Origin of the sequence: Bradyrhizobium sp. 62 (assembly GCF_023073035.1) — a bacterium.
GTDB lineage: Bacteria > Pseudomonadota > Alphaproteobacteria > Rhizobiales > Xanthobacteraceae > Bradyrhizobium.
In genome coordinates, this window is the sequence record NZ_JADPIT010000002.1 from 90,452 (window position 1) to 111,545 (window position 21,094).

The 21,094-nt window shown below is 64.4% G+C and carries 26 protein-coding genes; 12 read left to right on the plus strand and 14 right to left on the minus strand.

Features of this window, described 5'->3' with window-relative positions; genetic code table 11:
- Window positions 1–1,497, minus strand: a 1,497-nt coding sequence (locus tag IVB47_RS00455; RefSeq protein WP_247459292.1) for a HAMP domain-containing methyl-accepting chemotaxis protein, incomplete at its 3' end; no start/stop codon positions are given.
- Window positions 1,498–1,743: 246 nt separating this feature from the next.
- Between IVB47_RS00455 and IVB47_RS00460 the strand changes: the two genes are divergently transcribed.
- Complete coding sequence (locus IVB47_RS00460; RefSeq protein ID WP_027568437.1) at window positions 1,744–1,923, plus strand: hypothetical protein; 180 nt, start codon at window positions 1,744–1,746, stop codon at window positions 1,921–1,923.
- 3 nt (window positions 1,924–1,926) lie between these two features.
- On the opposite strand, the gene IVB47_RS00465 is transcribed toward IVB47_RS00460, so the two are convergent.
- Window positions 1,927–2,091 (minus strand): hypothetical protein, encoded by a 165-nt coding sequence (locus IVB47_RS00465; RefSeq protein WP_197031174.1) that lies wholly within the window; start codon window positions 2,089–2,091, stop codon window positions 1,927–1,929.
- A gap of 102 nt (window positions 2,092–2,193) precedes the next feature.
- On the opposite strand from IVB47_RS00465, the gene IVB47_RS00470 reads away from it, so the two are divergent.
- Window positions 2,194–2,559 carry a hypothetical protein gene (locus IVB47_RS00470; RefSeq protein WP_247287097.1) on the plus strand — a complete coding sequence of 122 codons (366 nt, stop codon included), beginning with the start codon at window positions 2,194–2,196 and terminating at the stop codon, window positions 2,557–2,559.
- Between the two features lie 303 nt (window positions 2,560–2,862).
- Window positions 2,863–3,117, plus strand: coding sequence for a hypothetical protein (locus tag IVB47_RS00475; RefSeq protein WP_018455390.1), 255 nt, complete (start codon window positions 2,863–2,865; stop codon window positions 3,115–3,117).
- Window positions 3,118–3,156: 39 nt separating this feature from the next.
- Here IVB47_RS00475 and IVB47_RS35495 read toward each other — a convergent pair whose 3' ends face one another.
- The 3 genes from IVB47_RS35495 to IVB47_RS00490 form a co-directional block, all read right to left on the minus strand.
- Window positions 3,157–3,399, minus strand: coding sequence for a hypothetical protein (locus IVB47_RS35495; RefSeq protein WP_018455389.1), 243 nt, complete (start codon window positions 3,397–3,399; stop codon window positions 3,157–3,159).
- 253 nt (window positions 3,400–3,652) lie between these two features.
- Window positions 3,653–4,360, minus strand: coding sequence for an outer membrane protein (locus IVB47_RS00485; RefSeq protein WP_247287101.1), 708 nt, complete (start codon window positions 4,358–4,360; stop codon window positions 3,653–3,655).
- 290 nt (window positions 4,361–4,650) lie between these two features.
- Entirely contained in the window at window positions 4,651–5,046 is a 396-nt protein-coding gene (locus IVB47_RS00490; RefSeq protein ID WP_035961651.1) for a hypothetical protein, read from the minus strand.
- A 100-nt stretch (window positions 5,047–5,146) separates the two neighbouring features.
- Between IVB47_RS00490 and IVB47_RS00495 the strand changes: the two genes are divergently transcribed.
- The gene (locus tag IVB47_RS00495; RefSeq protein ID WP_247437747.1) at window positions 5,147–5,356 is read left to right on the plus strand and encodes a hypothetical protein; all 210 of its coding nucleotides are present in this window, start codon (window positions 5,147–5,149) and stop codon (window positions 5,354–5,356) included.
- 72 nt (window positions 5,357–5,428) lie between these two features.
- Here the strand turns inward: IVB47_RS00495 and IVB47_RS00500 are convergent, their stop codons facing one another.
- The gene (locus IVB47_RS00500; protein ID WP_247459294.1) at window positions 5,429–5,812 is read right to left on the minus strand and encodes a hypothetical protein; all 384 of its coding nucleotides are present in this window, start codon (window positions 5,810–5,812) and stop codon (window positions 5,429–5,431) included.
- A 251-nt stretch (window positions 5,813–6,063) separates the two neighbouring features.
- Here IVB47_RS00500 and IVB47_RS00505 point away from each other — a divergent pair, with 251 nt between their 5' ends.
- Together IVB47_RS00505 and IVB47_RS00510 are read left to right on the plus strand one after the other, a co-directional pair.
- Complete coding sequence (locus IVB47_RS00505) at window positions 6,064–6,606, plus strand: tetratricopeptide repeat protein (protein WP_027568442.1); 543 nt, start codon at window positions 6,064–6,066, stop codon at window positions 6,604–6,606.
- 110 nt (window positions 6,607–6,716) lie between these two features.
- Window positions 6,717–8,105 carry a serine hydrolase domain-containing protein gene (locus IVB47_RS00510; protein WP_247459296.1) on the plus strand — a complete coding sequence of 463 codons (1,389 nt, stop codon included), beginning with the start codon at window positions 6,717–6,719 and terminating at the stop codon, window positions 8,103–8,105.
- On the opposite strand, the gene IVB47_RS00515 is transcribed toward IVB47_RS00510, so the two are convergent.
- Entirely contained in the window at window positions 8,092–9,657 is a 1,566-nt protein-coding gene (locus IVB47_RS00515; RefSeq protein ID WP_247459298.1) for a peptidase S10, read from the minus strand. The two genes, IVB47_RS00510 and IVB47_RS00515, sit on opposite strands and share 14 nt — an antisense overlap.
- A 255-nt stretch (window positions 9,658–9,912) precedes the next feature.
- Between IVB47_RS00515 and IVB47_RS00520 the strand changes: the two genes are divergently transcribed.
- The 3 genes from IVB47_RS00520 (at window position 9,913) to IVB47_RS00530 (ending at window position 11,937) form a co-directional block, all read left to right on the plus strand.
- Window positions 9,913–10,692, plus strand: coding sequence for an NAD kinase (locus tag IVB47_RS00520; RefSeq protein WP_007602648.1), 780 nt, complete (start codon window positions 9,913–9,915; stop codon window positions 10,690–10,692).
- An 88-nt stretch (window positions 10,693–10,780) separates the two neighbouring features.
- Window positions 10,781–11,326 (plus strand): response regulator, encoded by a 546-nt coding sequence (locus IVB47_RS00525; RefSeq protein ID WP_027567831.1) that lies wholly within the window; start codon window positions 10,781–10,783, stop codon window positions 11,324–11,326.
- A 32-nt stretch (window positions 11,327–11,358) separates the two neighbouring features.
- Complete coding sequence (locus IVB47_RS00530) at window positions 11,359–11,937, plus strand: Hpt domain-containing protein (RefSeq protein WP_027518674.1); 579 nt, start codon at window positions 11,359–11,361, stop codon at window positions 11,935–11,937.
- Between the two features lie 222 nt (window positions 11,938–12,159).
- Here IVB47_RS00530 and IVB47_RS00535 read toward each other — a convergent pair whose 3' ends face one another.
- From IVB47_RS00535 to folE, 4 genes are all read right to left on the minus strand, one after another.
- Complete coding sequence (locus IVB47_RS00535; protein WP_247459301.1) at window positions 12,160–13,335, minus strand: DUF2336 domain-containing protein; 1,176 nt, start codon at window positions 13,333–13,335, stop codon at window positions 12,160–12,162.
- 204 nt (window positions 13,336–13,539) lie between these two features.
- A complete protein-coding gene (locus IVB47_RS00540; RefSeq protein WP_247459535.1) occupies window positions 13,540–14,637 on the minus strand; it encodes a lytic transglycosylase domain-containing protein in 1,098 nt (365 codons plus the stop codon).
- Window positions 14,638–14,726: 89 nt separating this feature from the next.
- Window positions 14,727–15,149: a phosphoribosyl-AMP cyclohydrolase gene (gene hisI, locus IVB47_RS00545; protein WP_247459303.1), complete on the minus strand. Its 423-nt coding sequence runs from the start codon at window positions 15,147–15,149 to the stop codon at window positions 14,727–14,729.
- 27 nt (window positions 15,150–15,176) lie between these two features.
- Window positions 15,177–15,869, minus strand: coding sequence for a GTP cyclohydrolase I FolE (folE, locus tag IVB47_RS00550; protein ID WP_247287114.1), 693 nt, complete (start codon window positions 15,867–15,869; stop codon window positions 15,177–15,179).
- A gap of 229 nt (window positions 15,870–16,098) precedes the next feature.
- Here folE and IVB47_RS00555 point away from each other — a divergent pair, with 229 nt between their 5' ends.
- Window positions 16,099–16,554 (plus strand): iron-sulfur cluster assembly scaffold protein, encoded by a 456-nt coding sequence (locus tag IVB47_RS00555; RefSeq protein ID WP_247459305.1) that lies wholly within the window; start codon window positions 16,099–16,101, stop codon window positions 16,552–16,554.
- 58 nt (window positions 16,555–16,612) lie between these two features.
- On the opposite strand, the gene IVB47_RS00560 is transcribed toward IVB47_RS00555, so the two are convergent.
- Window positions 16,613–17,512 carry a hypothetical protein gene (locus IVB47_RS00560; RefSeq protein ID WP_247459307.1) on the minus strand — a complete coding sequence of 300 codons (900 nt, stop codon included), beginning with the start codon at window positions 17,510–17,512 and terminating at the stop codon, window positions 16,613–16,615.
- A gap of 253 nt (window positions 17,513–17,765) precedes the next feature.
- Here IVB47_RS00560 and yidD point away from each other — a divergent pair, with 253 nt between their 5' ends.
- Together yidD and IVB47_RS00570 are read left to right on the plus strand one after the other, a co-directional pair.
- On the plus strand, window positions 17,766–18,104 hold the full coding sequence (yidD, locus tag IVB47_RS00565; protein ID WP_247459309.1) for a membrane protein insertion efficiency factor YidD: 339 nt from the start codon (window positions 17,766–17,768) through the stop codon (window positions 18,102–18,104).
- A gap of 91 nt (window positions 18,105–18,195) precedes the next feature.
- A complete protein-coding gene (locus IVB47_RS00570) occupies window positions 18,196–18,408 on the plus strand; it encodes a hypothetical protein (protein ID WP_247362168.1) in 213 nt (70 codons plus the stop codon).
- Here the strand turns inward: IVB47_RS00570 and IVB47_RS00575 are convergent, their stop codons facing one another.
- Together IVB47_RS00575 and IVB47_RS00580 are read right to left on the minus strand one after the other, a co-directional pair.
- Window positions 18,409–19,623 carry a hypothetical protein gene (locus IVB47_RS00575; protein WP_247459311.1) on the minus strand — a complete coding sequence of 405 codons (1,215 nt, stop codon included), beginning with the start codon at window positions 19,621–19,623 and terminating at the stop codon, window positions 18,409–18,411.
- A gap of 2 nt (window positions 19,624–19,625) precedes the next feature.
- Window positions 19,626–20,993, minus strand: coding sequence for an amino acid permease (locus tag IVB47_RS00580; RefSeq protein WP_247459312.1), 1,368 nt, complete (start codon window positions 20,991–20,993; stop codon window positions 19,626–19,628).
- Between the last annotated feature and the right edge of the window lie 101 nt (window positions 20,994–21,094).

Genomic DNA, 21,094 nt, shown 5'->3' on the forward strand with positions numbered 1-21,094 from the left:
GGTCGCGGCGCCCTGCTCCTCGACGGCTGCGGCAATGGTCGACGACACCTCCGAGAGCCGCTCGATCGTCGTGGAGATGTCGCGGATCGCGTTGACGGATTCCTGGGTCGCGGTCTGGATGCCGGAAATCTGCTGGCTGATCTCGCCGGTCGCCTTGGCCGTCTGCTCGGCCAGCGTCTTCACCTCGGCGGCGACGACCGCGAAGCCGCGGCCGGCCTCGCCGGCACGTGCCGCCTCGATCGTGGCGTTGAGCGCCAGGAGGTTGGTCTGGCCGGCAATGGTGTTGATCAGCTCGACGACGTCGCCGATGCGCGTCGCCGCAACCGAGAGCTCGCTGACGCGCACCGTCGTGGTGCGGGCCTGGGTGACGGCCTCGCCAGCCATCCGTGCGGATTCCTGCACCTGGCGGCTGATCTCGTTGACCGAGGAGGACAGCTCCTCCGTGGCGGTCGCAACCGACTGCACGTTGCTGGTGGCTTCACCCGAGGCGACCGCGACGACCGAGGTGAGCTCCTGCGCACGCTGCGCGGTGGTGGCCAACGTCGAGGACGACGCTTCGAGCTCGGTGGACGCCGAGCCTACTGTCTCGATGATCTCGCCGACCGCGCGCTCAAAGCCGTCGGCAAGGTTGACCATATCGCGCTTGCGCTGATCGGAGGCCTGCTTCTCCACTTCGACCTGCGAAGCCTTGAGGCGCTCGACCTCGATCCCGTTGGTTTTGAAGATTTCGACCGTCCTGGCCATGTCGCCGATCTCGTCGCGCCGGTCCGTCTCAGGCACCTCGGTCTTGAGATCGTTGCGGGCAAGGCCCTCCATGGCGAGCTTGAGGCGGGCAATCGGCCGTGACATCGCATTAAGGCCGATGAACAGCGCAATCGCGATCCCCAGGATCAGGCCGCCGGCGCTGACGCCGATCACGGTCCAGGTCGCGGATCTGGCATCGCGGTTGATGGCGTCCTTGCGCTTGGCGACCGCCTGTGCGGTCTCGCCCACGAACTGGGCAATGCGCCCCAGGGCCGCATCCATCACCGGGTCGCACTCCTTGTGCGCGCGTTCGGATGCCTTGGCGTTCTCTTCCGGGCTGCTTGCGAGTGAGCCTGCCTTCAGCACCGGATCGCAGCCGGCGAACACGGCTTTCAACTGGTCGCCGATGCTCTTGATCTGGCTCGCGCGCGCGGGATCGTCCTGCTCGGCTGCCTCGAGGTATTGGCGGATTTCATCGCGGTTCTGGGTCGCGGTCTTGAGACGGTTGGCGTTGCCCGCCTCCGTCGCCTCGGTGAAGACCGCATAGAGCGCGGCATGATAGGTCTCTGCGCGGCGTTGGGCCCGCGTCAGGTTGAGCGCTGAGGATTGTGCTGCGGAAAGCTCGGCGAAGCCGTCGACCGTTGCCGAGAGCTCGCGCGTGCCGAAGCCCGCGACGGCGACCATGGCAAAGCCCATCACGGCGACGATCAGCGCGACCTTCCACACGATTTTTAGATTGTTCAAAACGCTCATTGCAGCCGCCCCAGTGATTTTCTGCCGATGCATATTCCCAGCACCGTGCATTGGAACCAGCTGACGTTAAGATTTGATGCCAAATGTTCCGGGTAGTCTTACGGAAAACTAACTATTTGGGCTTCCGCCGTAAGCTTGGTGTAAGCTTCAGCCTATTCCGGGGTGTGAGCCGGGCTTGGAAAACCGGAACCGGTCGGTGGCGTCGTCCGTTGTCGGCCCATGCGGATCAGGGAAGAAAACCGAAACATGTTTCTGCTGGCGACGGTGACGCTGTGCTGTAGCGCCTTGGCTGGAGCAATTGCGCTGTTCGAACCGGCTCCGGCAAAGCAGCAGGCCCAACGGGCAATGATCGATGTGACCGCTCCGACGCCGGTTCGGGTGGTCGGGGCTCCGTTCGAGCCCAACCTCAATCCGCGGGAGCGCTAGCCCTCACCCCGGCGAGACGTCGGCGCCCTCCTCGGGACGGCGTTTGGCGCGGGCCAACTCCTCAACGAACGCGATCACCTCCGCCCGTTTGTCGGGCGGCAGCGACAGGAACGCGCGGACGAGCCTCAAGCCCTCGGCTTCGGCTGAATGGTCTGCTTTGACATCCATTCCCCACTGTCGGGCGGCCGGGAAAAATAAGCAATCCCCCACCCAACACCTTCTTGATTCGGCCGGCCAGCTTTGCTGGAATGCCCCCGACAGGGGGGCACCATGAAGTGGATCACGGAACGCGACGCGCTGATCGCGCAGACAATGGCCTTTGTCCAATCGGTAACCGGCAAAAAGGATGACTTGCATCCACCGGAGATCCCGATGGCGACAGTGGCCGCGTCAGTGCAGATCGTCCCCGTCAACACCGCCGTCGAGAGCAAGCCACTTCCGCCCCAACCCTTGCCTCTCCCATCGCAGCGCGCGGCGAGCCACGACGTCCGCACCGAGATGCAGGCCCGCATCGCCAATTTCCGCAAGCATCAGGAGCGGTTCGAGCGCGAGCGCGAGGAGTATTGCGCGGCCACCCTGACCAAACTGCGCGCCGCCATTCGCGACGCCTCCCCCCGACCACCGGCTGAAAAGTAGAGCCGGGGCCTCCCGTCAAGGGCTACAGCCAGGACCACACCAGCCAGAGATTGGCCGCGCAGGCGCCGAACAGGGCCAGCGTGAGGGGCAGCAGCATGTGCCCGCAGGAGGTTTTAAGGTCGGTCGTCATGGCCGAAAACATCCCCTGATTCCGCCAAATGAGTCCCGGGGATTCTTTTTTTCGGGATTCAGGACTCGTTAAGGACTCAGGCCCCGGCGACCCCGATCACGGCCGCGTGATCGACCGGCAATCGGAACCCCTCCCCCGCAAAGTCGTTAACGCGCTTTCCGGGAGCGGGAAGAATGCCCTACGCCCTGTTCTGCAACGACGCCCAGATCAGCAAGGCCTATCCTGATGAGTCCGACGTCTGGAGGCTCGCGCAGCGAAGTGGCCTCGTTGTGGACGTAACCGCGGATGACAACCGCCCCGGGCCACGCCGGGTGCTCGACAACGATTACGAGATCAAGCCGTGCCGGGCCGCACAGGGCGAGGACCCGGCCCGGAACAAGGCCGAGGCCGATCGCCAGGCGAGGATGGAGCTCGAGCTGAATTCCTGAAGACGGATCAAAGGTGGGAAGCTGGAGCTCAGGAAAAGCTCAGGGCGTCGCGGTCGCGAGCGAGGCCTGCTCGCCCGCCAGAGCCACGCAGGCCTTCCGGCGATGCAGCCCACGGATCGCGCCGGTGACCTTCAGCACCTTGCCGGAGGAGCACGAGGCATCCTTGACGAAGGCCACCTCGTAGGGTGCCAGCATCAGAGGCTCGGATTTGAGGATTGTTTGGGCAGCGCACGGCAAACTGACGAAGCACGAGAGCACCACAGCCGACACCAAGATACGCATGTCCGTCGTCCCACCAGCCCGGTAATTCTCATATAACGCGTTCCGGCGCGCGAGTTCCCTAAGCTGCAAAAATTATTTTTGCTTTACCCGAGCTCCATGACGCGCGTGAGAAAGCGCGCGCCAAAACGTTTGCTTGCAAATGACGCGCCAGATGGTTGACGCAATGCAAACAGAAGGCTGGCAACCAGAGCCCGGCAAACGAAAGGCCGGCGGGGGAGCCGGCCTTTGTCAGATCGTGATCGTTGGTGGCGCGTCAGTAGCGCGAGGCTGCCGGACCGCCCCAGCCGAAGCGATAGTTCACGCCGACCTTGACGGTATGCTCGTCCTCCCGGCCGCGGACGCCCACGACGTCAGCCGGACCGGAGGTGATCGTCGTGCTGCCGAAGTTGTAGTACTGGTACTCGGCCTTGGCCGACCAGTTCGGCGCGAACATGTATTCGAGGCCAGCGCCGACAGTGTAGCCGTCCTTGCTGTTCCCGGTCGCGGTGAAGGGCTGCGGCACGCCGGCGACATTCACGCCAAGACCGCCATTGCGCCAGGCATAACCGCCCTTGGCGTAAAGCAGCGCCGGTCCCCAGGTGTAGCCGATACGACCGGTCACCGAGCCGAGTTGGTCGGTATTCGAGGTCACCTGCGTGCCCAGCGGGAACGTGGCACCGCCGTTGTTGGTCGGCAGCCAGGAATACTGCGCCTCGATACCCATGACCCAATTGGGCGCGAACTGGTAGTCGAAGCCGCCCTGGACACCGCCGAGGAAGCGCGCGTCGCTCGACTGGAAGCTGCTGTCGCCGGCAAAGGCGCCGCCGACATGGCCGCCGATGTAGAAGCCGGTCCAGTTGTAGATCACCTGCGGCGGCGTGTAGGCCGGAGCCTTGGTGTAGGTGCGCGCCTGCATGTCGGCTGCGGCAGCCGGCGCGGCCAGCGCAAGCAGGGCAACTGCACCCAGCAAAATCCTTTTCATGATCATCCCCGTTCTTTCAAATTCGACACTCAGGAAACAACGTGGCGTGAATTGGGTTGCTTCGCGGCGATGCCGGAACGTTGATCGTTCGTTACTGTGACGGAGCGGCAACAGCGGGATTTTGTTCCGTCCCGCAGGCTCATACCGACGGTTTTTTTCCGCTGGAAAACAGAACCTGCCATAACGATTAGTCGCAACCCGAAACCACTCCGTTCAAAGCTCCCCGAAATGTGATCCGGCAGCTCCGGCGGGCTCTGTCCTATCACCAAGCGATGAAGGTGGGCTTTGCGCTACCGCGTCATCTTTTCAAGTTCTGGAAAGGGTACGTAAACCGCGCCCGCGCACAGCTCGCTGGCGCGATCGACGACGCGGTCCGCCCGGCCGTTGACGAAAATCACGGCGCGTTCCCTCATGGCCTTGTAGGTGCCGTCGGTCTCGCGTGGGGTGAAATGCAGGCAGCTGACGTAGAACTGCCGACCGCCGACTTCGCGCTGCACCGGCTCGGCCATGCTGGCGTCACGCACGCCGACGGGGTTGTTCAGATAGCTGCGCATCAAGGCCAGCGTGTCGCCGCGGAAATTATCCGGGAACGGTTGTGGACCTCCGGCCTGGGTCCCGTCCATCAGGGTCGGACGGTCACCGTCGCTGCCGAAGCATCCCGTGAGCGCCAGCGGCAGTGCCAGCATCAACGCCAAGCTCACTGCGCGTTCCGCTAGTCGCCGCACCGCTTACGCTCTCCGCTCGATCAGTCTCGGAGACGTTCCAGCCCCAAGGTTGCAATGATGCATGTCTACAGGTGTTTTGCCCGACGAGTCAAACGGCTTCGTAAAATCCGCAGATGAGCCACCGATCAAACCATTGATTTATCTACCACCGGCTACTGTGCATGGGGTTGTTTTCGAGGTTTTGTTTGCGGCCGCCAAACCTGGGACGTTGCTCGCGGGCTTCAGCGTACCGGCCCGCCGCCAGCACCTCGAGCTTTCGCGCAAGGCGTGACGAACGGGCCGGGCCTGAATTCCTCACGCGGCGGCTGGGCAATGCTAGAACGCCGCCGCGCAGGATCAGTCGTTAGCTGCGCTTCTCCATCGTCGCCGGCTTGGTCACGTCCGGCTGCGTCGTCAGCGACTTCTTCGCGGACAGATGCTTGTGGTGGTGGCGATGCGTGCGCACGGTCTTGTGCGCGTCCGGCGTGACCGCGGCGTTGGCGTTCATCGCCTTCGACTTGGCATCCACCTTGGCGTCGGCCTTGACGTCCGAAGCCTTGACATCCGAAGTCTTGGCATCGGCCTTGAGGCCGGCGTCGGGTTTCGCGGCGGTGGTGGACACCTTGGTCTGGGCCTGGTCCGCCTTGATCACCGGCGTGGTCGTGGTGGTCTTGCCGGTCTCGGCTGCGAAGGCCGGGGCTGCGATCACGGAAGCTGCAAGCAAGGCTGCGGAAATGGTCTTCAACATGGTTGGTCTCCTCTTGGAAGGATCTTGAGGCGGGCGCCCTCTCGCCAACCCTTTGATCGTAGGCTGGAGCCTAGGGGACGCGCACTGAACCCAATCTGAAGCCCGCCGCAGGCTCCCGTTCATCTGGATGACAAGTTTGTCATCTGCCCGCAGGGCGAATAGACCAGGATGCCGGGAATGTTTTTGCCTGATGGGTGTTCCGTCTTTGGGCAATCGTGTAGGATCGCCACGTTCCATACGGGAGAACTTAGATGCGAAAACTCTCAACGCTTCTTGTGCCGGGACTTGTCGCCATGACATTGGCGGCCGGGCCGGCTCTGACCAGCGCCTATGCCGCAGGTGGCGACACCCCCTCGTCGCCGCCGGCCTCGGACACCTCGACCAAAAAGGGCAAGAAGAAGAGCTCCTCCGTCAACGATCCGAAATTCCTTGCTGCCTATCGCACCGCCTACACCACGATCTACGACAATCACGACTACACTGGCGCGATCGGCCAGCTGAAGTCGCTCAAGCGCGACGACGTCGCCGACGTCGCCAATCTGATCGGCTACTCCTATCGCAAGCTCGGCGACTACCAGTCGTCGAAGGTCTATTACGAGCTGGCGCTGAAGGACGATCCGAACCACGTCCGCACCTGGCAGTATTACGGCCTCTGGCAGCTCGAGCAGGGCAACCGCGAGCAGGCCCAGTATCACCTGAACAAGCTCGCCTCGCTCGCCGGCACCGACAGCTCCGAATATCGTTCGCTCGCCACCGCGCTCGACAAGCCGACCGGAGCGACCCTCGTCTATTAAGAACATCGCATCTCCGAATGGGACGAACGGGCACAACCTCAGGGTTGTGCCCGTTCTGCGTTCTCGGCTAGCCTCTTGCATCAAACACTCTCCTGGTAAATCGGTGCGCAATGGACAATTGGCTGCGATCCGCAATCGACTACATCGGCTCCTGGATCGAATTCCAGCACACCACAATCCAGCAGCCGGGCGTGATCGTCGCATTCGCCCATCGCGGCGAAATCGTCGCCGAGCACGCGTTCGGCCTCGCCAATCTCGACACCGGGGAGAGGCTCACCCCGCGCCACCGCTTCCGCATCGCCTCGCACTCGAAGAGCTTTACCTCGGCCGGCATCATGAAGCTGCGCGAGCAGCGCAAGCTCCGGCTCGACGATCCCATCGGCCAATATGTCGCCGGCCTGCATCCGCGCGTCGCCGAAACGACGATTGCGCAAGTGCTCTCGCACAGCGCAGGACTGACGCGCGACGGCGCCGATTCCGGCCAGTTCATCGACAACCGTCCCTATCTCGACGCGAGCGAGCTGCTCGCGGAATTGAAGCTGCCGACCGCCATCGAACCGGGCACACGCTTCAAATATTCCAACCACGGCTTTGGGCTGATCGGTCTCGTCATCGAAGCCGTGACCAAGGAGCCTTACCGCACCTGGATCAAGCGCGAGATCATCGAACCCGCGTACCTGCGCGAGACCGAGCCGGACGCCCCGCTTCCCAAGGGCGCGTCGTTCGCGCGCGGCCACACCCGCAAGCTGCCGTATGGGGAGCGATGCGTGATCCCCGGCGACAATCCCGCGCACGCGATGGCCTCCGCCGCCGGCTTCATCGCGACCGCCGCCGATACCGCCCGCTTCTACGCGCAGCTCGCGCCCAATGCGAAAAAGAGCATGTTATCGGTCGCGAGCCGCCGCGAGATGACGCGAAACCATTGGCGCGTGCCGCAAAGCTTCGAGGCCTATTACGGCCTCGGCGTCAACGCCGGCAAAACCGACGGCTGGGATTGGTTCGGCCATGGTGGCGGCTTTCAAGGTTACATCTCCAGGACCTGCTCCATCCCGGCTTGCGAGCTCGCGATCAGCATCCTCAGCAACTCCATCGACGGCGCGGCGCCGTTCTGGATGGACGGCGCGATGCAGATCCTGCGCGTCTTCCAGAGCCGTGGTGCACCCGACCGGCGCGTGCGCGACTGGACCGGCCGCTGGTGGACGATCTGGGGCGCGAACGACCTTGTGCCGCTCGGCAACCGCGTGCTGGTCGCCAATCCCCAGTTCAACAACCCGTTCATGGACGCCGCCGAGATCGAGGTCACCGGCCGCGATACCGGCAAGCTCGCCTGGGCCGCCGGCTACTCAAGCCATGGCGAGCCGGTGCGCCGCGTCCGCAACAAGCGTGGCAAGGTCAGCGACATCTGGATTGCGGGCGCCAATATCAAGCCTGCGGCCGTCGTGGCGCGCGAGATCGCGCGGAGATACAAGCCGCGCAAGCGGCCGCCTACTCCCGCATGAGCGTCTCGACCTCGCTCCGAAGCGCCTGTCGCGAGCCGTCGCGCGAATAGAACATGTGGCCGCCGGGATAGACCACGAACTTGACACGCTGTGTTGCGAAGGCCGGCAACTGGTCGAGCACCCGCTTCGATCCGAAATAGGGCGTGGCGAGATCGAACAGTCCGTGCGCGACCAGCACGTTCAGCTTCGCATCCGTGGCGAGGATCTGGCGCAGCTCGGAGACCGACTGCGGCGGGTTGATGCCGCGGCCGAAATCCCAGTGCCCTTCGACGGCGCCGTTCAACACTTCATAGGAGCCATCGGGCCGCCAGTTGAGCTTGTGTGTCAACAGGTCAACCGCAGCACTCGTCAGCGGCGCCTGCAGCGCATCGCCGGAGGGATCACCGAACCGCGAGCTGCTCGAATCCGGATAGGGATCGAAGCCGCGTACCGAGCCATCGTAGCGCCCCGTCACCTTGCCGTTCTTGCGGTCGAATTCTCGGCGGAATTCGCCGACGTCGAAGCGGCCGGCAAGCCGGCGGCTCACCGCCTGGTCGATGCCGGTGAGCTCGGCGACCTTGTCGGCAAGACGATTGGTCGCCTCCTTGTCCGCCTCGCCCTTGACGAGGTCGGCCAGGAATTCGCCGCGCGCGTAAGCCTCGACGTCGGCGAGATCGGCGCGCTTGACCGGGCCTTTCGCCTCGCGCGTCACCGCGACATAGCTCGGCAGCGTCGCGACATATTGCAGGAGGCTGGTGCCGGTGAACTCGCGGAAGTCCAGGAGCGGCGACACCAGGATCAATCCCCTGACGCCGACGCCGTGCTGGAGCTGCAACTGGCGCACTACCTTCGGCCCGCGAATGCCGCCATAGCTTTCGCCGGCGACGTATTTCGGCGAGGTCAGCCGGTCGTGCTTCTCGAGCCAGCGGCGGATCACGAGCGCGATCGAATTGACGTCACCGTCAACGGAGTAGAACGATTTGCGCGCGTCATCGCCGGTCGCGACGAACCGGCTATAGCCAGTGCTGACGGGATCGATAAAGACGAGATCGGTGAAATCGAGCCAGGTCTCCGCGTTCGGCTTCACCTCGGGCGAGGCGGACGGCGACAGGGCTTCGCCATCGAGCGGCAGCCGCCACGGCCCCGCTGCGCCGAACTGGAGCCATGCCGACGACGCACCGGGTCCGCCATTGAACAGAAACGTCACGGGGCGCGTCGCCCGGTCGGCGCCGTCGAGCTCATAGGATGTATAGGCGATGTCCGCCACCGGCTCGCCCTTGCCGTCGAACACGCGGATCGATCCGGCGGTCGCTGCGAAATTAAGCGTGCGGCCGGGAAGATCGAGCGTCTGCTTCGTGGTCGAATCCGATGGAAGACGGTGCGGCTCGGCGGATGACGATGCATTCTGCGACGCGCTTTGTGCGCCGCCGCGACCGCCCTTCTGTCCGGCCGCTGCCGCCGCCTCGGCGCGCGGCTGCGGCGGATCGTCGGCGCGCGCAAATCCTGCGAGCGCGAATGCCGATACCGCCAGCACCAGGGTCGCGCGGCGGAGCGCCGGCATATTCGTGGCCATGATCGTTCTCCCTGCTCGGCGACGCCCACCGGTGCGGACCGCAAGGCTAGCGCGGAATTGCGACGGTTTGGGGGATCAAGGCTCCAGCGGCGCCTGAAGAGCCCGGTTGGGCACAAATCAAGCCGGTTTGGTGCTCAAATCGGAATCGGCAGTTGCCGATCTGGTGTGAAGGGCGGTCATCCTCGACAATCGGGGTCGAGATCGTTAGACGAGCCCGGCGGAACTTTCTCCAGCCAGCGGCCCTGCCCGGAAGCCATGACCAAGCCAGCGCGATACGACCGGATCGCCTTCGTCGCCAGCCCGAGCAGCGAGGCGCAAGCCGCCTTCGGCCAGCTCACCAGAGACTTCGGCAATTGCGACCCGAAGGACGCCGACATCGTGGTCGCACTCGGCGGCGACGGGCTCATGCTCCAGACGCTGCATCAGCACATGCACACGGGTAAACCGATCTACGGCATGCACCGCGGCACCGTCGGCTTCCTGATGAACGAGTACTCGACGGTCGATCTTCGGGCCCGTCTCGAGGCCGCGCAGGAATCCGAGATCCACCCGCTCCTGATGCGCGCGACCGACGCCAACGACCGCGTTCACCTGCATCACGCCATCAACGAGGTCGCCCTGTTCCGGCAGACCTATCAGGCGGCGCGCCTGCGGATCCTGATCGACGAGCGCGAGCGCATGTCCGAGCTGATCGCCGACGGCATCATGGTGGCAACGCCGGCCGGCTCGACCGCCTACAATCTGTCCGCCCAGGGGCCGATCCTGCCGATCAATGCCGCGCTGCTGGCGCTGACGCCGATCAGCGCCTTCCGCCCGCGACGCTGGCGCGGCGCGCTGCTGCCGAACACGGCTTATGTCGTGATCGAGGTGCTGGAGGGCGACAAGCGCCCCGTGGCCGCGGTCGCCGACCACGACGAGGTGCGCGATGTTCGCCGCGTCGAGGTGCTGTCCGACAGGACCATCTCAATGCGCATGCTGTTCGACCCCGGTCACAGCCTGGAAGAGCGCATTCTGCGCGAACAGTTCGGCTCCTGAGCCGCCTCGCCGGACTGCCGATCGCAACCCTTCATTAACCCCCGGCGAGATATGGTTAACGAAAGTTGACCGCTCCGGCCCGGGCTCCATGTTCCGCATCGATTTCAACAAGCTGCGTTTCCTCGTCTGCGACGACAATCCGCACATGCGCCGCATCCTGCGGACGCTGCTGCATTCCTTTGGCGCGCGTGAAGTCTACGAGGCCGAGGACGGCGCCACGGCGCTGGAAATGTACAGCCATTACGTGCCCGACATCGTCATCACCGACTGGGCGATGCCGATCTTCGACGGGCTCGAGCTGGCGCAGATGATCCGGCAGCCGGAATCCAAGGGCAATCCTTACGCGCCGATCATCATGCTGACCGGCCATTCCGAGAAGCGCCGCGTCACAGTGGCGCGCGATGCCGGCGTCACCGAATTCCTGGCCAAGCCGATCTCGGCCAAGGGGCTCTACCAGCGCATCCTCAACGTGGTCGCCAGTCCCCGACCCTTCATCAAGACCAAGACCTATTTCGGCCCGGACCGGCGCCGCAACATCACCTCCGCCTATATGGGTCCCGAGCGCCGCGTCGGCGAAAAGCACGAGGTGCTGCAGCAGCCCTCGCTGCTCGACAAGGCCCGCTCCTCCATCTAGCGCAACGTCTCTCACGATCGAGGCCGAATATCATGGCGAAGAACAGCGCAAGAGACATCGAGATCACGGCCTTCGCCACGCATCAAATCATCACGCAGCCCAACCCGCTGCGGTCGGTCCTGCGCCGCGTCGAAGACAAGGACATGGACGATCCGGTCGGCCGCGCCGAGCAGGCGCTCGCGGGCCTCGCCGGGGAGTTCAAGGACTGGATGGCGACCGAGATCAACCGGCTGTCGGCCGCCTACGTCGCCATCCGGCACGACGGCTTCACCAAGGACAGGCGCGACGAGTTGTTTCGCGCCGCGCACGACATCAAGGGCGATGCCGCGACCTTCGGCTATCCGGCGGCGGCGGGCGTAGCCGAGAGCCTGTGCCGTGTCATCGAGCACGCGCCCGATCTGGAAAAGGTGCCGGCCGAGCTGTTCACGCACCACATCAACGCCATCCTCGCCATCGTGCACGAGAACACCAAGCTCGACAGCATCAGCGTCTCCGCCGAGCTCAGCCGGCGCCTGCGCAAGGTCGCCGACGACTATCTCGCCGACGCCAACCGCGATCGCCCCGAGCATCTCGAGGTGATCCTGGCGCCGAGCATCGCGCCGGCGGGGTAAGGGCTCGCCTCTCTCCTCTTGTCATTGCGAGCGCAGCGAAGCAATCACCGTCATTGCGAGCGCAGCGAAGCAATCCAGCTATTTCCGCGGCACGGATTCTGGATTGCTTCGCTGCGCTCGCCGCAGGCCTGGATTGCTTCGCTTCGCTCGCAATGCGAGCTGGGGCAATCACTCCGCCACCAGCGCATTGCGGTTTCGACCTGCCCTATCTCGGATATCGAATTAGGCCGCGATCAGATCGTCATAGACAGGATCAACCATCTCCTCCGCGACCAGCTCGTCGCAGAACAGCCTTGCCTCTTCGCGCGCGGACTCGGTGGCGAAGCGGCGCAGCAGGACCATCAGCGGCTCGGTCGCGCCGCGGTCGGTCTCGCAATGGGTGAGCACGCGCTCGACCATGCGGCGGCGCAGCCGCGCCGCATTGTCGTCGCTGTCGACGAAGCCTTGCTCGTGGCAGGCATCGAGCGCGACCTGGAAGGCTGCAAACGTCGCCTCGGGAAGCCCTGCGCGGCGGAGCAGCGCCTGCAGGCTATTGCCGCCGCGATCGTGCAGCAGCGCGGACACGCGCGCCAGCGGCAGCTCGGCGAGCTCAGCCAGCGCCGCATCGAACAGGTCGAGATTGCTCGACAGCAGCGCGCGCAGAATGAGACCCGCTGTGAGCTGGCCGGTGACGCGCAGGTGCCGAACAAGACCTTCCATGTCTTCGCCGCGTGAGCGCGCCGCGATATTCATGGTGGAGCGGTCGCGCGCCTCGGTCGCGATCCGCTCGGCGCGGTCGGCACTCAGCCAGTTCCGGGCCACGACGAATTGAGCCAGCGTCTCCGAGAGTTTTGCCACCAGCGCAGCGCGCGTGGCGGACGGCAGATCCTCCAGCACCAGCATCGCCTCGCGGATCGCGGCGAGATGGCCGTGACGCTCGACGATGCGATCCCAGGAGAATGGCGCAAGCTCGGCATGAGGATTTTCGATCAGCTCGAGCGCTGCCGCCGCGCAGCCGACTTCGGCAATGGCGGCGCAGACCGATACCGGCAGCGCGATGCGGCGCGCGACCGCGCACTGCACCTCGTCGTTGCCGGTCGCGACGATGTCGACGAGATCGGCGTCGATCAGCAGCGGAGAATGTTCGAGCACGGGCAGCGCGACGGTCGGCTGGTCCGCCGACAGCGCCCGCACGATCGACGCCGGCGCCTCGGTGCCGCGCGCAAACGCCTCGGCCATCGCCTGCCGCACCAGCGGCGAGGGATCGTCGAGCAGCATCAGAAGCGCGCCTTCAGCGGCAATACGGTCGTCATGGGAAAGGTCTGAGATCAGCCAGGCCCGGGCCAGCGCCCGCGTCGCCTCGGCCCGCTCGCCAGCGGGCGCCGTCCTGATCCAATTGATGAACTGCCGAACAATCATGGTGCTTCCGGCTTACGCAACGAAGACGAAGCGGTGACGGCTTGTCACCTGCAACACAAAATAAACCACGACGCTTAACAAAGCGTTCACCATAACTGGCTGGTTTTATTGACGTTTTGTTAAGGAAACAAAGGCGCCTGTGGACGCGCTGGGACCTGCTCGCAGCGTTCACGCTACGACGTATCCGAGACGCGGGCGCGCGAATTAGCTTGAGAACGTGCCGCTGCGATCGCTGAAGAGATCAAGAGGCTGCGGCGGCCGGACGTCGGGCGTCGCCGATGCGGCCGAGGTCGCTGGTGCGACCGTGGTCGCGGGTGCGACCGAGGTGAGCGAGGCATTGTTGCCCCACAATTTCTGCACGGTCGTCGAAACCGGCTGGGTGGTGTCGCCAGGCTGATAGATCGAGCGAAACACCGGCGTGCTCGGTGCATTGTCCGCGACCGTCATTGGCGCTGTCGCGCTGACCGGCGTCACCGCGCGTGTGTTCGGAAAGGTCTGGAGATACGCGGCATTGTCGATCAGCGGCGCGGCAGGTTGTACGCCATTGGCACTCGCGACCTGCGTGGTCGACGGCGTGCCGCCATACATCGCCATCGCGCTGCGGGTGGTTTTCGAATTTGCCGCGCCGGCGTAGCGCGCATCCAGCACCGAATAGACCTCCGAGACGCTGCGCGCGCGGCCGTCCTTGGCGTAGAAGATCGAGCGATTGGCGGAGGCCGCGTTGGGAAACAACCGCGCGCCGACCGCTTGCGGATTGTCCTCGGCATTCGCGATCAGTTTCGCGGCGCCGCCGACGCCCATGAAATGCGCCATGTAGAGTTCGCTGTCGGACGGCCTGCGGCCGAGCAGGCCGGTGAGCTTGAAGCTGTTCGACTGCGTCAGCGCGGCCGCCATGCTGGAGGCGGCCTCCGGATCGTCACGCAGCTTCATGATCGACCGCTTCATCGCGGGATCATCGACGGTGTAGGAGCCTGACGACGTCCTGGTGATGGCGTCGGAATAATTGCCATAGCCGAGCTGGGTGCCCGCTTCCTTCACCGTGCCGAGCCAGGTCTGGTCGATGAACTGGTAGAGCCCGTGCGCCGATGACGTCGTCGCCCCGGCCGTGGGATCGAAATCAGATTCCATCTTGGCGGTGGTCAGCATGTATTGGAAGCTGACGCCAGCGACGTTCGAGGCCTGCTTGATCGCACCGGCGACGCGTGCCCGCGACGGATCGAGAACCGCCGTCTGAGAGGCACTGGAATTGTCGACCGACATGATGAAGTGCCCGCACCGCACGGCGTTGAGTGCGCCGGCAATTCAGCGCCCTGTCGTCTCACCGTGGGACAGGTATGGTTAATGCGGGGTTAATTCGGATCGCCAGCTCCGCCCTGCGCGTGACGGCAGGACTACTTCTTGTACACCGCGTCTGGATCGAACAGCCTGTCCGCATCGACGAAGAGGAGCCTGGCGCTGCCGTCTTCGGCCTCGACCTTGCGGTAGAAGCAGGACCGGCGGCCGGTGTGACATCCCGCGCCGATCTGCTCGACGCGGAGCCAGATTGCATCCTGATCGCAATCGGTGCGGATCTCGACCACGCGCTGGGTCTGACCCGAGGTCTCACCTTTTCGCCACAAGGCCTTGCGCGAGCGGCTGAAGTACCAGGCCTCGCCGGTCGCAATGGTCTTGCGCAGCGCCTCGTCGTTCATGTGCGCGACCATCAGCACGTCGCCGGTGGCGACGTCGGTCGCGACGACGGTCACGAGCCCAGCCACGTCGAACCTGGGAAGGAAGGCGAGACCTTCCTCGGTTTCATGGGAGTGAGCGGACACAATGCCCTCGCCGGTCTATTCGCGAGGTCAGCGCTGCAGGCCTCGCACCAGGGACAGAAAACGAGCTTGCTCCGCCGGATTGTCGCGGAACATGCCGGTGAAGCGGCTGGTGAAGGTGGAGGCGCCATGCTTGGCGACGCCGCGCACCGACATGCAGGTATGCTCGGCCTCGATCAGCACGGCAACGCCGCGCGGCTTGAGGATCTCGTCGATCGCCGCCGCGATCTGCGCGGTCATGTGCTCCTGGGTCTGGAGCCGGCGGGCGAAGATGTCGGTGAGGCGCGCAAGCTTCGACAGGCCGACCACGCGTTCCACCGGCGTATAGGCGATGTGCGCCTTGCCGTAGAACGGCATCATGTGATGCTCGCATTGCGAGGTGAACTCGATGTCGCGCACAAGGACGAAATCATCATAGCCGGCGGTCTCGCCGAAGGTGCGATCGAGTACCTCGGCCGGGCACTGGTGGTAGCCCTGATAGAGTTCGTCGAAAGCCTCGACCACGCGGCGCGGCGTGTCGAGCAAGCCCTCGCGGTTGGTGTTCTCGCCGATATAGGCGAGCAGTGTCTTCACCGCCTGCTCGGCCTCGGCGCGCGCCGGGCGCGGCTGGTCGGCGCGGACGGCGGCGGCGAGGAATTCGGAAGGATCAAGCTCCGCCGGACGGCCATCGGGCTGCCGGTCGGAGGGCTTGTTGGGGCGGATGGATTTGATGGTAGCGTCCATGTCTACTCCGTTCGACGGCCTTGCGGCCGGAGTGTCACCGGCAGACGGGGCGGCGAGCCGCCGGACGCCTGAGAGAACAGTTTCGGCGAAAAGGTCTTCGAATTAACGCCGGCAGCACGGTTCTGGATCACACCACTGCTGCAGCGCTGGACTGTTTTTCCGCCAGTTCCGACCCTATATAGGGCCGTGGACGGCGCACGCCAAGGCCGATCCTGCTGGACTCCATCACATGCTGAACGACATTTATAACAAGCGGATCATCGAACTGGCCGGGAATATTCCGCGGCTCGGACGGTTGTCGGATCCCGATGCCACCGCCACCGCCCACTCCAAGCTGTGCGGCTCGACCGTCAAGATCGACCTCAAGATGGAGGGCGACAAGGTCACCGACTTCGCCCACGACGTGAAGGCCTGCGCGCTGGGACAAGCTTCTTCATCCATCATGGCAAGTCAGATCGTCGGATCGACTGCGAGCGAACTCCGTGAGTTACGCGAAACTGTTCGCAAGATGCTGAAGGAGAACGGCGCGCCTCCTGAAGGCAAATGGGCAGAGATCAAGTTCCTCGAGCCGGTCCGCGACTACAAGGCGCGCCACGCCTCGACGCTCCTGACCTTCGATGCCGTGGTCGATGCCATCGGCCAGATCGAGGCGAAAGCGAAGCAGCCGGCTGCGGCGCAAGGCTGAGTCCGGAGGCTGATCCGGGCTCGTCGGTGGGCCCGGGAAATGAAACAGAAATTCGAGGCTACTTCTGCGCCGCCGCAACCGGCGTGGCGACGCCGCCCGTCGGCACCAGAGCTTCCGCCGTCTTGGTCGACTTGGCGGGCTGCTCCGGTTCTGCACCGAACCTTGCCTGGGTCTTCGGTGCAAGCTCCGCCATTGCCGGCGCGGAGATGTCGACATGCGGCAGCACGTCGGCCACGAGATCCGTCGTCACGAGATTTGTGAGCTTGAGCTCGCCTGCATCGAGCTCGCGCAAATCTTCCCAAGGCGGGACGCTGAGCGCGAGCGACAGCAGATCGCCGGCACCGCCCATGTCGAACGTGTATTTGGCGAGCCGGCCGATGTCGCGCTCCACGATCATCAGGTCCTGCGCGCTGTAGCTCGCTGCCTTGGCATCGTCGGCGCGATCGCCCATCCAGATCTGGTGGACCCGGACATGGGCCGCTTCCGGCACGTAGCGCTTCTTGCCGGCCAGCAACAGGAACACGCACATGGATTCGCAATAGGCCTCAGGCGCGACCGCCGGACGGGCCGACTGCCCACTACGGTTCTGAAGGCTGATGCCGACCGTGGTCAGAAGTCCGAGATTGCGGAAGCGCCGGCCGAGCGTGATGGCGTCGTTGACGGAACCACCGCTGGAATCGAGCACCACGGTGGCGCCGCCGAGCTGGCGTCCGCGGGAAAAATCTTCGAAGTCCCTCGGCGTATCGGCCGTGATGATGCCGACCGCGCTGACCCACCCGCGGCAATTCGGCTCGCAGGCGACCCAGCCGAACTTCATTGGCAGCTTGCGCTCTTCGAGGGCAACACCGGCCCGGGCCGACGACCCGAGCGTCGCGACGGCGCCAGCCAGCACGACTCCACAAGCAGTGGTTCCCACCAGCAACCAGCCGCGAAGTTTGAGCGCCTTCAGAAGTTTCAAACTGGTCCCTTCCCCAAGTCCCAAGCTTTAGCCCAAGCTTTACGGCGAGCCGACTCAGCCAAGCCCCGCTCCGACGTTCCAATGAGTCTCACATGAACGTCACAAAAATGGTATCCGTGGGAATACAGCTCGTCCATAGGCACTTGCTGCACTGCTCCCAAAAAGCACGCAAAATATGACGTACAAACAACAGCTTACAGTTCCCTGCACCGGAACCGCGCAGAACCTCGCCCACGATCTCAGCAAAGCGCCCATGAAGCGATCAACTTGCGAGCATTGTTCCAATCCCGTCGCGGGCGCGCGCCGGCTTCCACGCAGATTCGGCCGCGCGCTGATCTGGCTCTACCGCCACACGCTCTCGCCGCTGGTTGGCTACAATTGCCGGCACCTGCCGACCTGCTCGGTCTATGGCGACGAGGCGATCGAAAGATTCGGGCTGTGGGCCGGCGGCTGGATGACGCTGGCGCGCCTGCTCCGTTGCAACCCTTTCGGCACCTCGGGCATCGACAACGTGCCCCTCACCACACCGCAAGCTTCGCGCTGGTATCTGCCTTGGCGCTACGGCCGCTGGCGCGGCGTCAACGCACCCTGAGCATGATGCGGCGCCTCACCCGTCGCTGCCTTGAATGGAACCGAAACTCTTTCCTCGCATTGATGTGATGCTCCTGCGGGAGGAAACAACAATGCGCTGGAAAATCAGCCCTCATTTTCACTTCAGGTCTGGGCGGGATTCGCGGGCTGGTTCGCGAGGCCACGATCCCAGAACCCTCGACATGCTCGCTATCATCGGCCTGCTTGTGCTCGTCGTCGGCTCGGGCTGGTATCTGGCGACGAGCACTGCCACGCCGCCCAGTACGACGGCGTTCATCGTGCCGAGCCAGAGCGTGCACTGGTAGTCAGCGGGACCAGAAAAAGCGTCCGGGCGGCGGCGGGACCGGCTCGGGCGGACGTGGCCGCTTCGGACGCGGCGGTTTCGGCGGCGGCTCGGCGGACGAGGTGGTCTCCGCGCCCGGCGCCGTCTCGCTTCCCGGTACCTTCACCGACAGCAGCAAGTTCGACTCGTGCATCCGCCAGCGGTAACCGACGCCGAAGTCGATCGGCTGGGCGCGCGTGAACAGCGCGGCGTAGCGCTCCTGATAACGGCCGGGAAATTCGCCGATCGGTCCGAGATAGCGGCCGAACGGGAAGAACCGCCATTGCCGCGAATTGTAGCTCGAAAGCGGAATGCCGGAATCGTCCTGGACGATGGTCGCGCTGTTGGCCAGCAACCAATCGCGCGCGACGGTGAAGTTGCCGGAGTGCAGCAGATAGGACGCACTCTTGATCAGGCTGTTGCCGGGGCCGAGCGTCTCGCAGAACTTCAGGAAGCCTGCCGCGCGTGCACCCGAATTGGAGAGATCGGTCGAGAAATAGTACAGCGTGCGCGCCTCGCCGTCGGGGCCTGCAAAGGTGATGCGGGCACCGCGCGTCGCATTCGGTCCTGGATTGTCGTTGCCGACATGCATCCCGCCCTTGTCGTCGAGTGCGACCATCTCGACATTGCGGATGGTCTTGCCGGAGCGGACGAGGAAAACATAGAGGATCGGCAAGGTGCCGTTGACCTGGTTGGTGTGCAGGTCGACCTTCATTTGCTTGGTGATGAAGAAGGAAAAACTCAGGATCGAGCCGAGTGAGCGCTCGACATTGTAGAGCGCGGCGCCGACCGAGCCGCGCGGCAATCGCGTCAGGTCAGCCACCGCACCGACCGGCTCCAGCGCGCCGAGCACGTAAGTGCTGGCCTTGGGATAGAAGGCGTTGGCGTAGAGGAAGTCGGGACCGCTGAACAAATAAAACATGGTCGGCCTGGGCGCCGCCAGATTGACGTCGGCCCAGTTGCGGATCTTCGAGAGCTGGCGCTGCTCGAGCTGGGCGAAGGCGCCGTCGAAGAACTTTGCGTGGCGCTGCCAAGCCGGGTCCTTTGTGAGCGGCACCAGCGGCGAATCCGCCGAAGGCTGCATGCCCGCGAGGAAGCGCGCGGTGTCGTCGAAGGTCGCCTCGGCGGCACGTGCGGACGAGACGGTCGCAGCCAACAAGGCGAGAGCGACGGCCGCAATTCTCATGGGTCGAAACATGTCTATTCGCAATGTGATGAAGTGCCAGCGGCGACCGGCCGCCTGCGGAAAACAGCATAAATCAACAGGCCCGAGAGCATGACGAGCATCCCCGACAGCGATTGCACGGGCCGCTCGGTCAACAAATAGTACATCATGAAGGCGGTCACGAGCAGGAAAACGAGCGGCGTGAACGGGTATCCCCAGGCACGATAGGGCCGCGGCAAATCGGGATCGGTGATACGCAGCTTGATGACGCCGGCGACCGTGAAGAACGAGCAGAACAAGAGCGCGAACTGGATGAAGTCGAGCACGGCCTCGAAACTGCGGGTGAACAGCAGCAGATTGGCGACGGCGAGCTGAAACAGGATGGCATAGGCCGGCGCGCCGCGGACCGATCTCTGCGAGAACACGCGCAGTGCCGGAATGTCCTCCCCCATCGTCATCATCACGCGCGGGCCGATCCACATCATTGCGCTGATCGATGAGATCAGGCCGAAGCAGATCATCGCGCCTACGATCCGGCCCCCGAGATTACCGAAGATCGCGCTGCCGGCGACGCTGGCGACGTCGAGCTGACCCGCGAGTGCGCCGACCGGGGTCGAATGGAGAAACACCGCATTCAGCGCGACGTACAGCACGAGCACGATCAGCGTGCCCGCGAGCAGCGCGCGCGGCAGGTCCCGCTGCGGCATGTTCATCTCGCCGATGATGTAGGTCGCGGCATTCCAGCCCGAGAACGAATACATCACGAACACGAGCCCGATCGCGAAAGGCGCGCTGACGATGTGCGCGAGATCGCCGGCCTGCGGCGTGAAGGCGATCGGCTGCGGCACGCCGACGATGAAGCCGGCAACCAGGAAGGCAACGATCAGCACGACCTTCAGGATGGTCGAGATCAACTGGAAGGTCGAGGAGTGCCTGACGCCGGTCAGTTGCACGAGCGAGACCAGCCACACCACGGCGATGGCAAGCGGGATCGGCGGCACACCGGGCACCACCGATTTGGCGTATTCGCCGAACGCCATCGCGGCGAGCGCGACGGGTGCTGCAAAACCAACCGTTGCCGACACCCAGCCGGCGAGAAAGCCGAAGGCGGGATGATAGGCACGGCCGAGAAAATTGTATTCGCCGCTCGAGCGCGGAAACATCGCGCCGAGCTCGCTGTAGGAGAATACCCCGCACAGCGCGACGATGCCGCCGACGGTCCACAGCAGGAGGATCGAGAAGCCCGAGGGGATGTCCTTGACCTGGAAGCCGAGGCTGGTGAAGACGCCGACCCCGATCATGTCGGCCACGACGATGGCGGTCGCAACCAGAACGGAGACCCCCGACCCGCTTCCGGTCAGCCGGCCGGTCCAGGGTGCAGTACCCGCATCTGATGCCGTCATCGCCGTCCTCAACCTCAGGCGTCACGCCTCGTGGGAAGCATCGTGCAGCTCGGTCCAGTCAATTCAAGCAGGGTTAACAAGGGTTAAATGAGGCGGGGCCA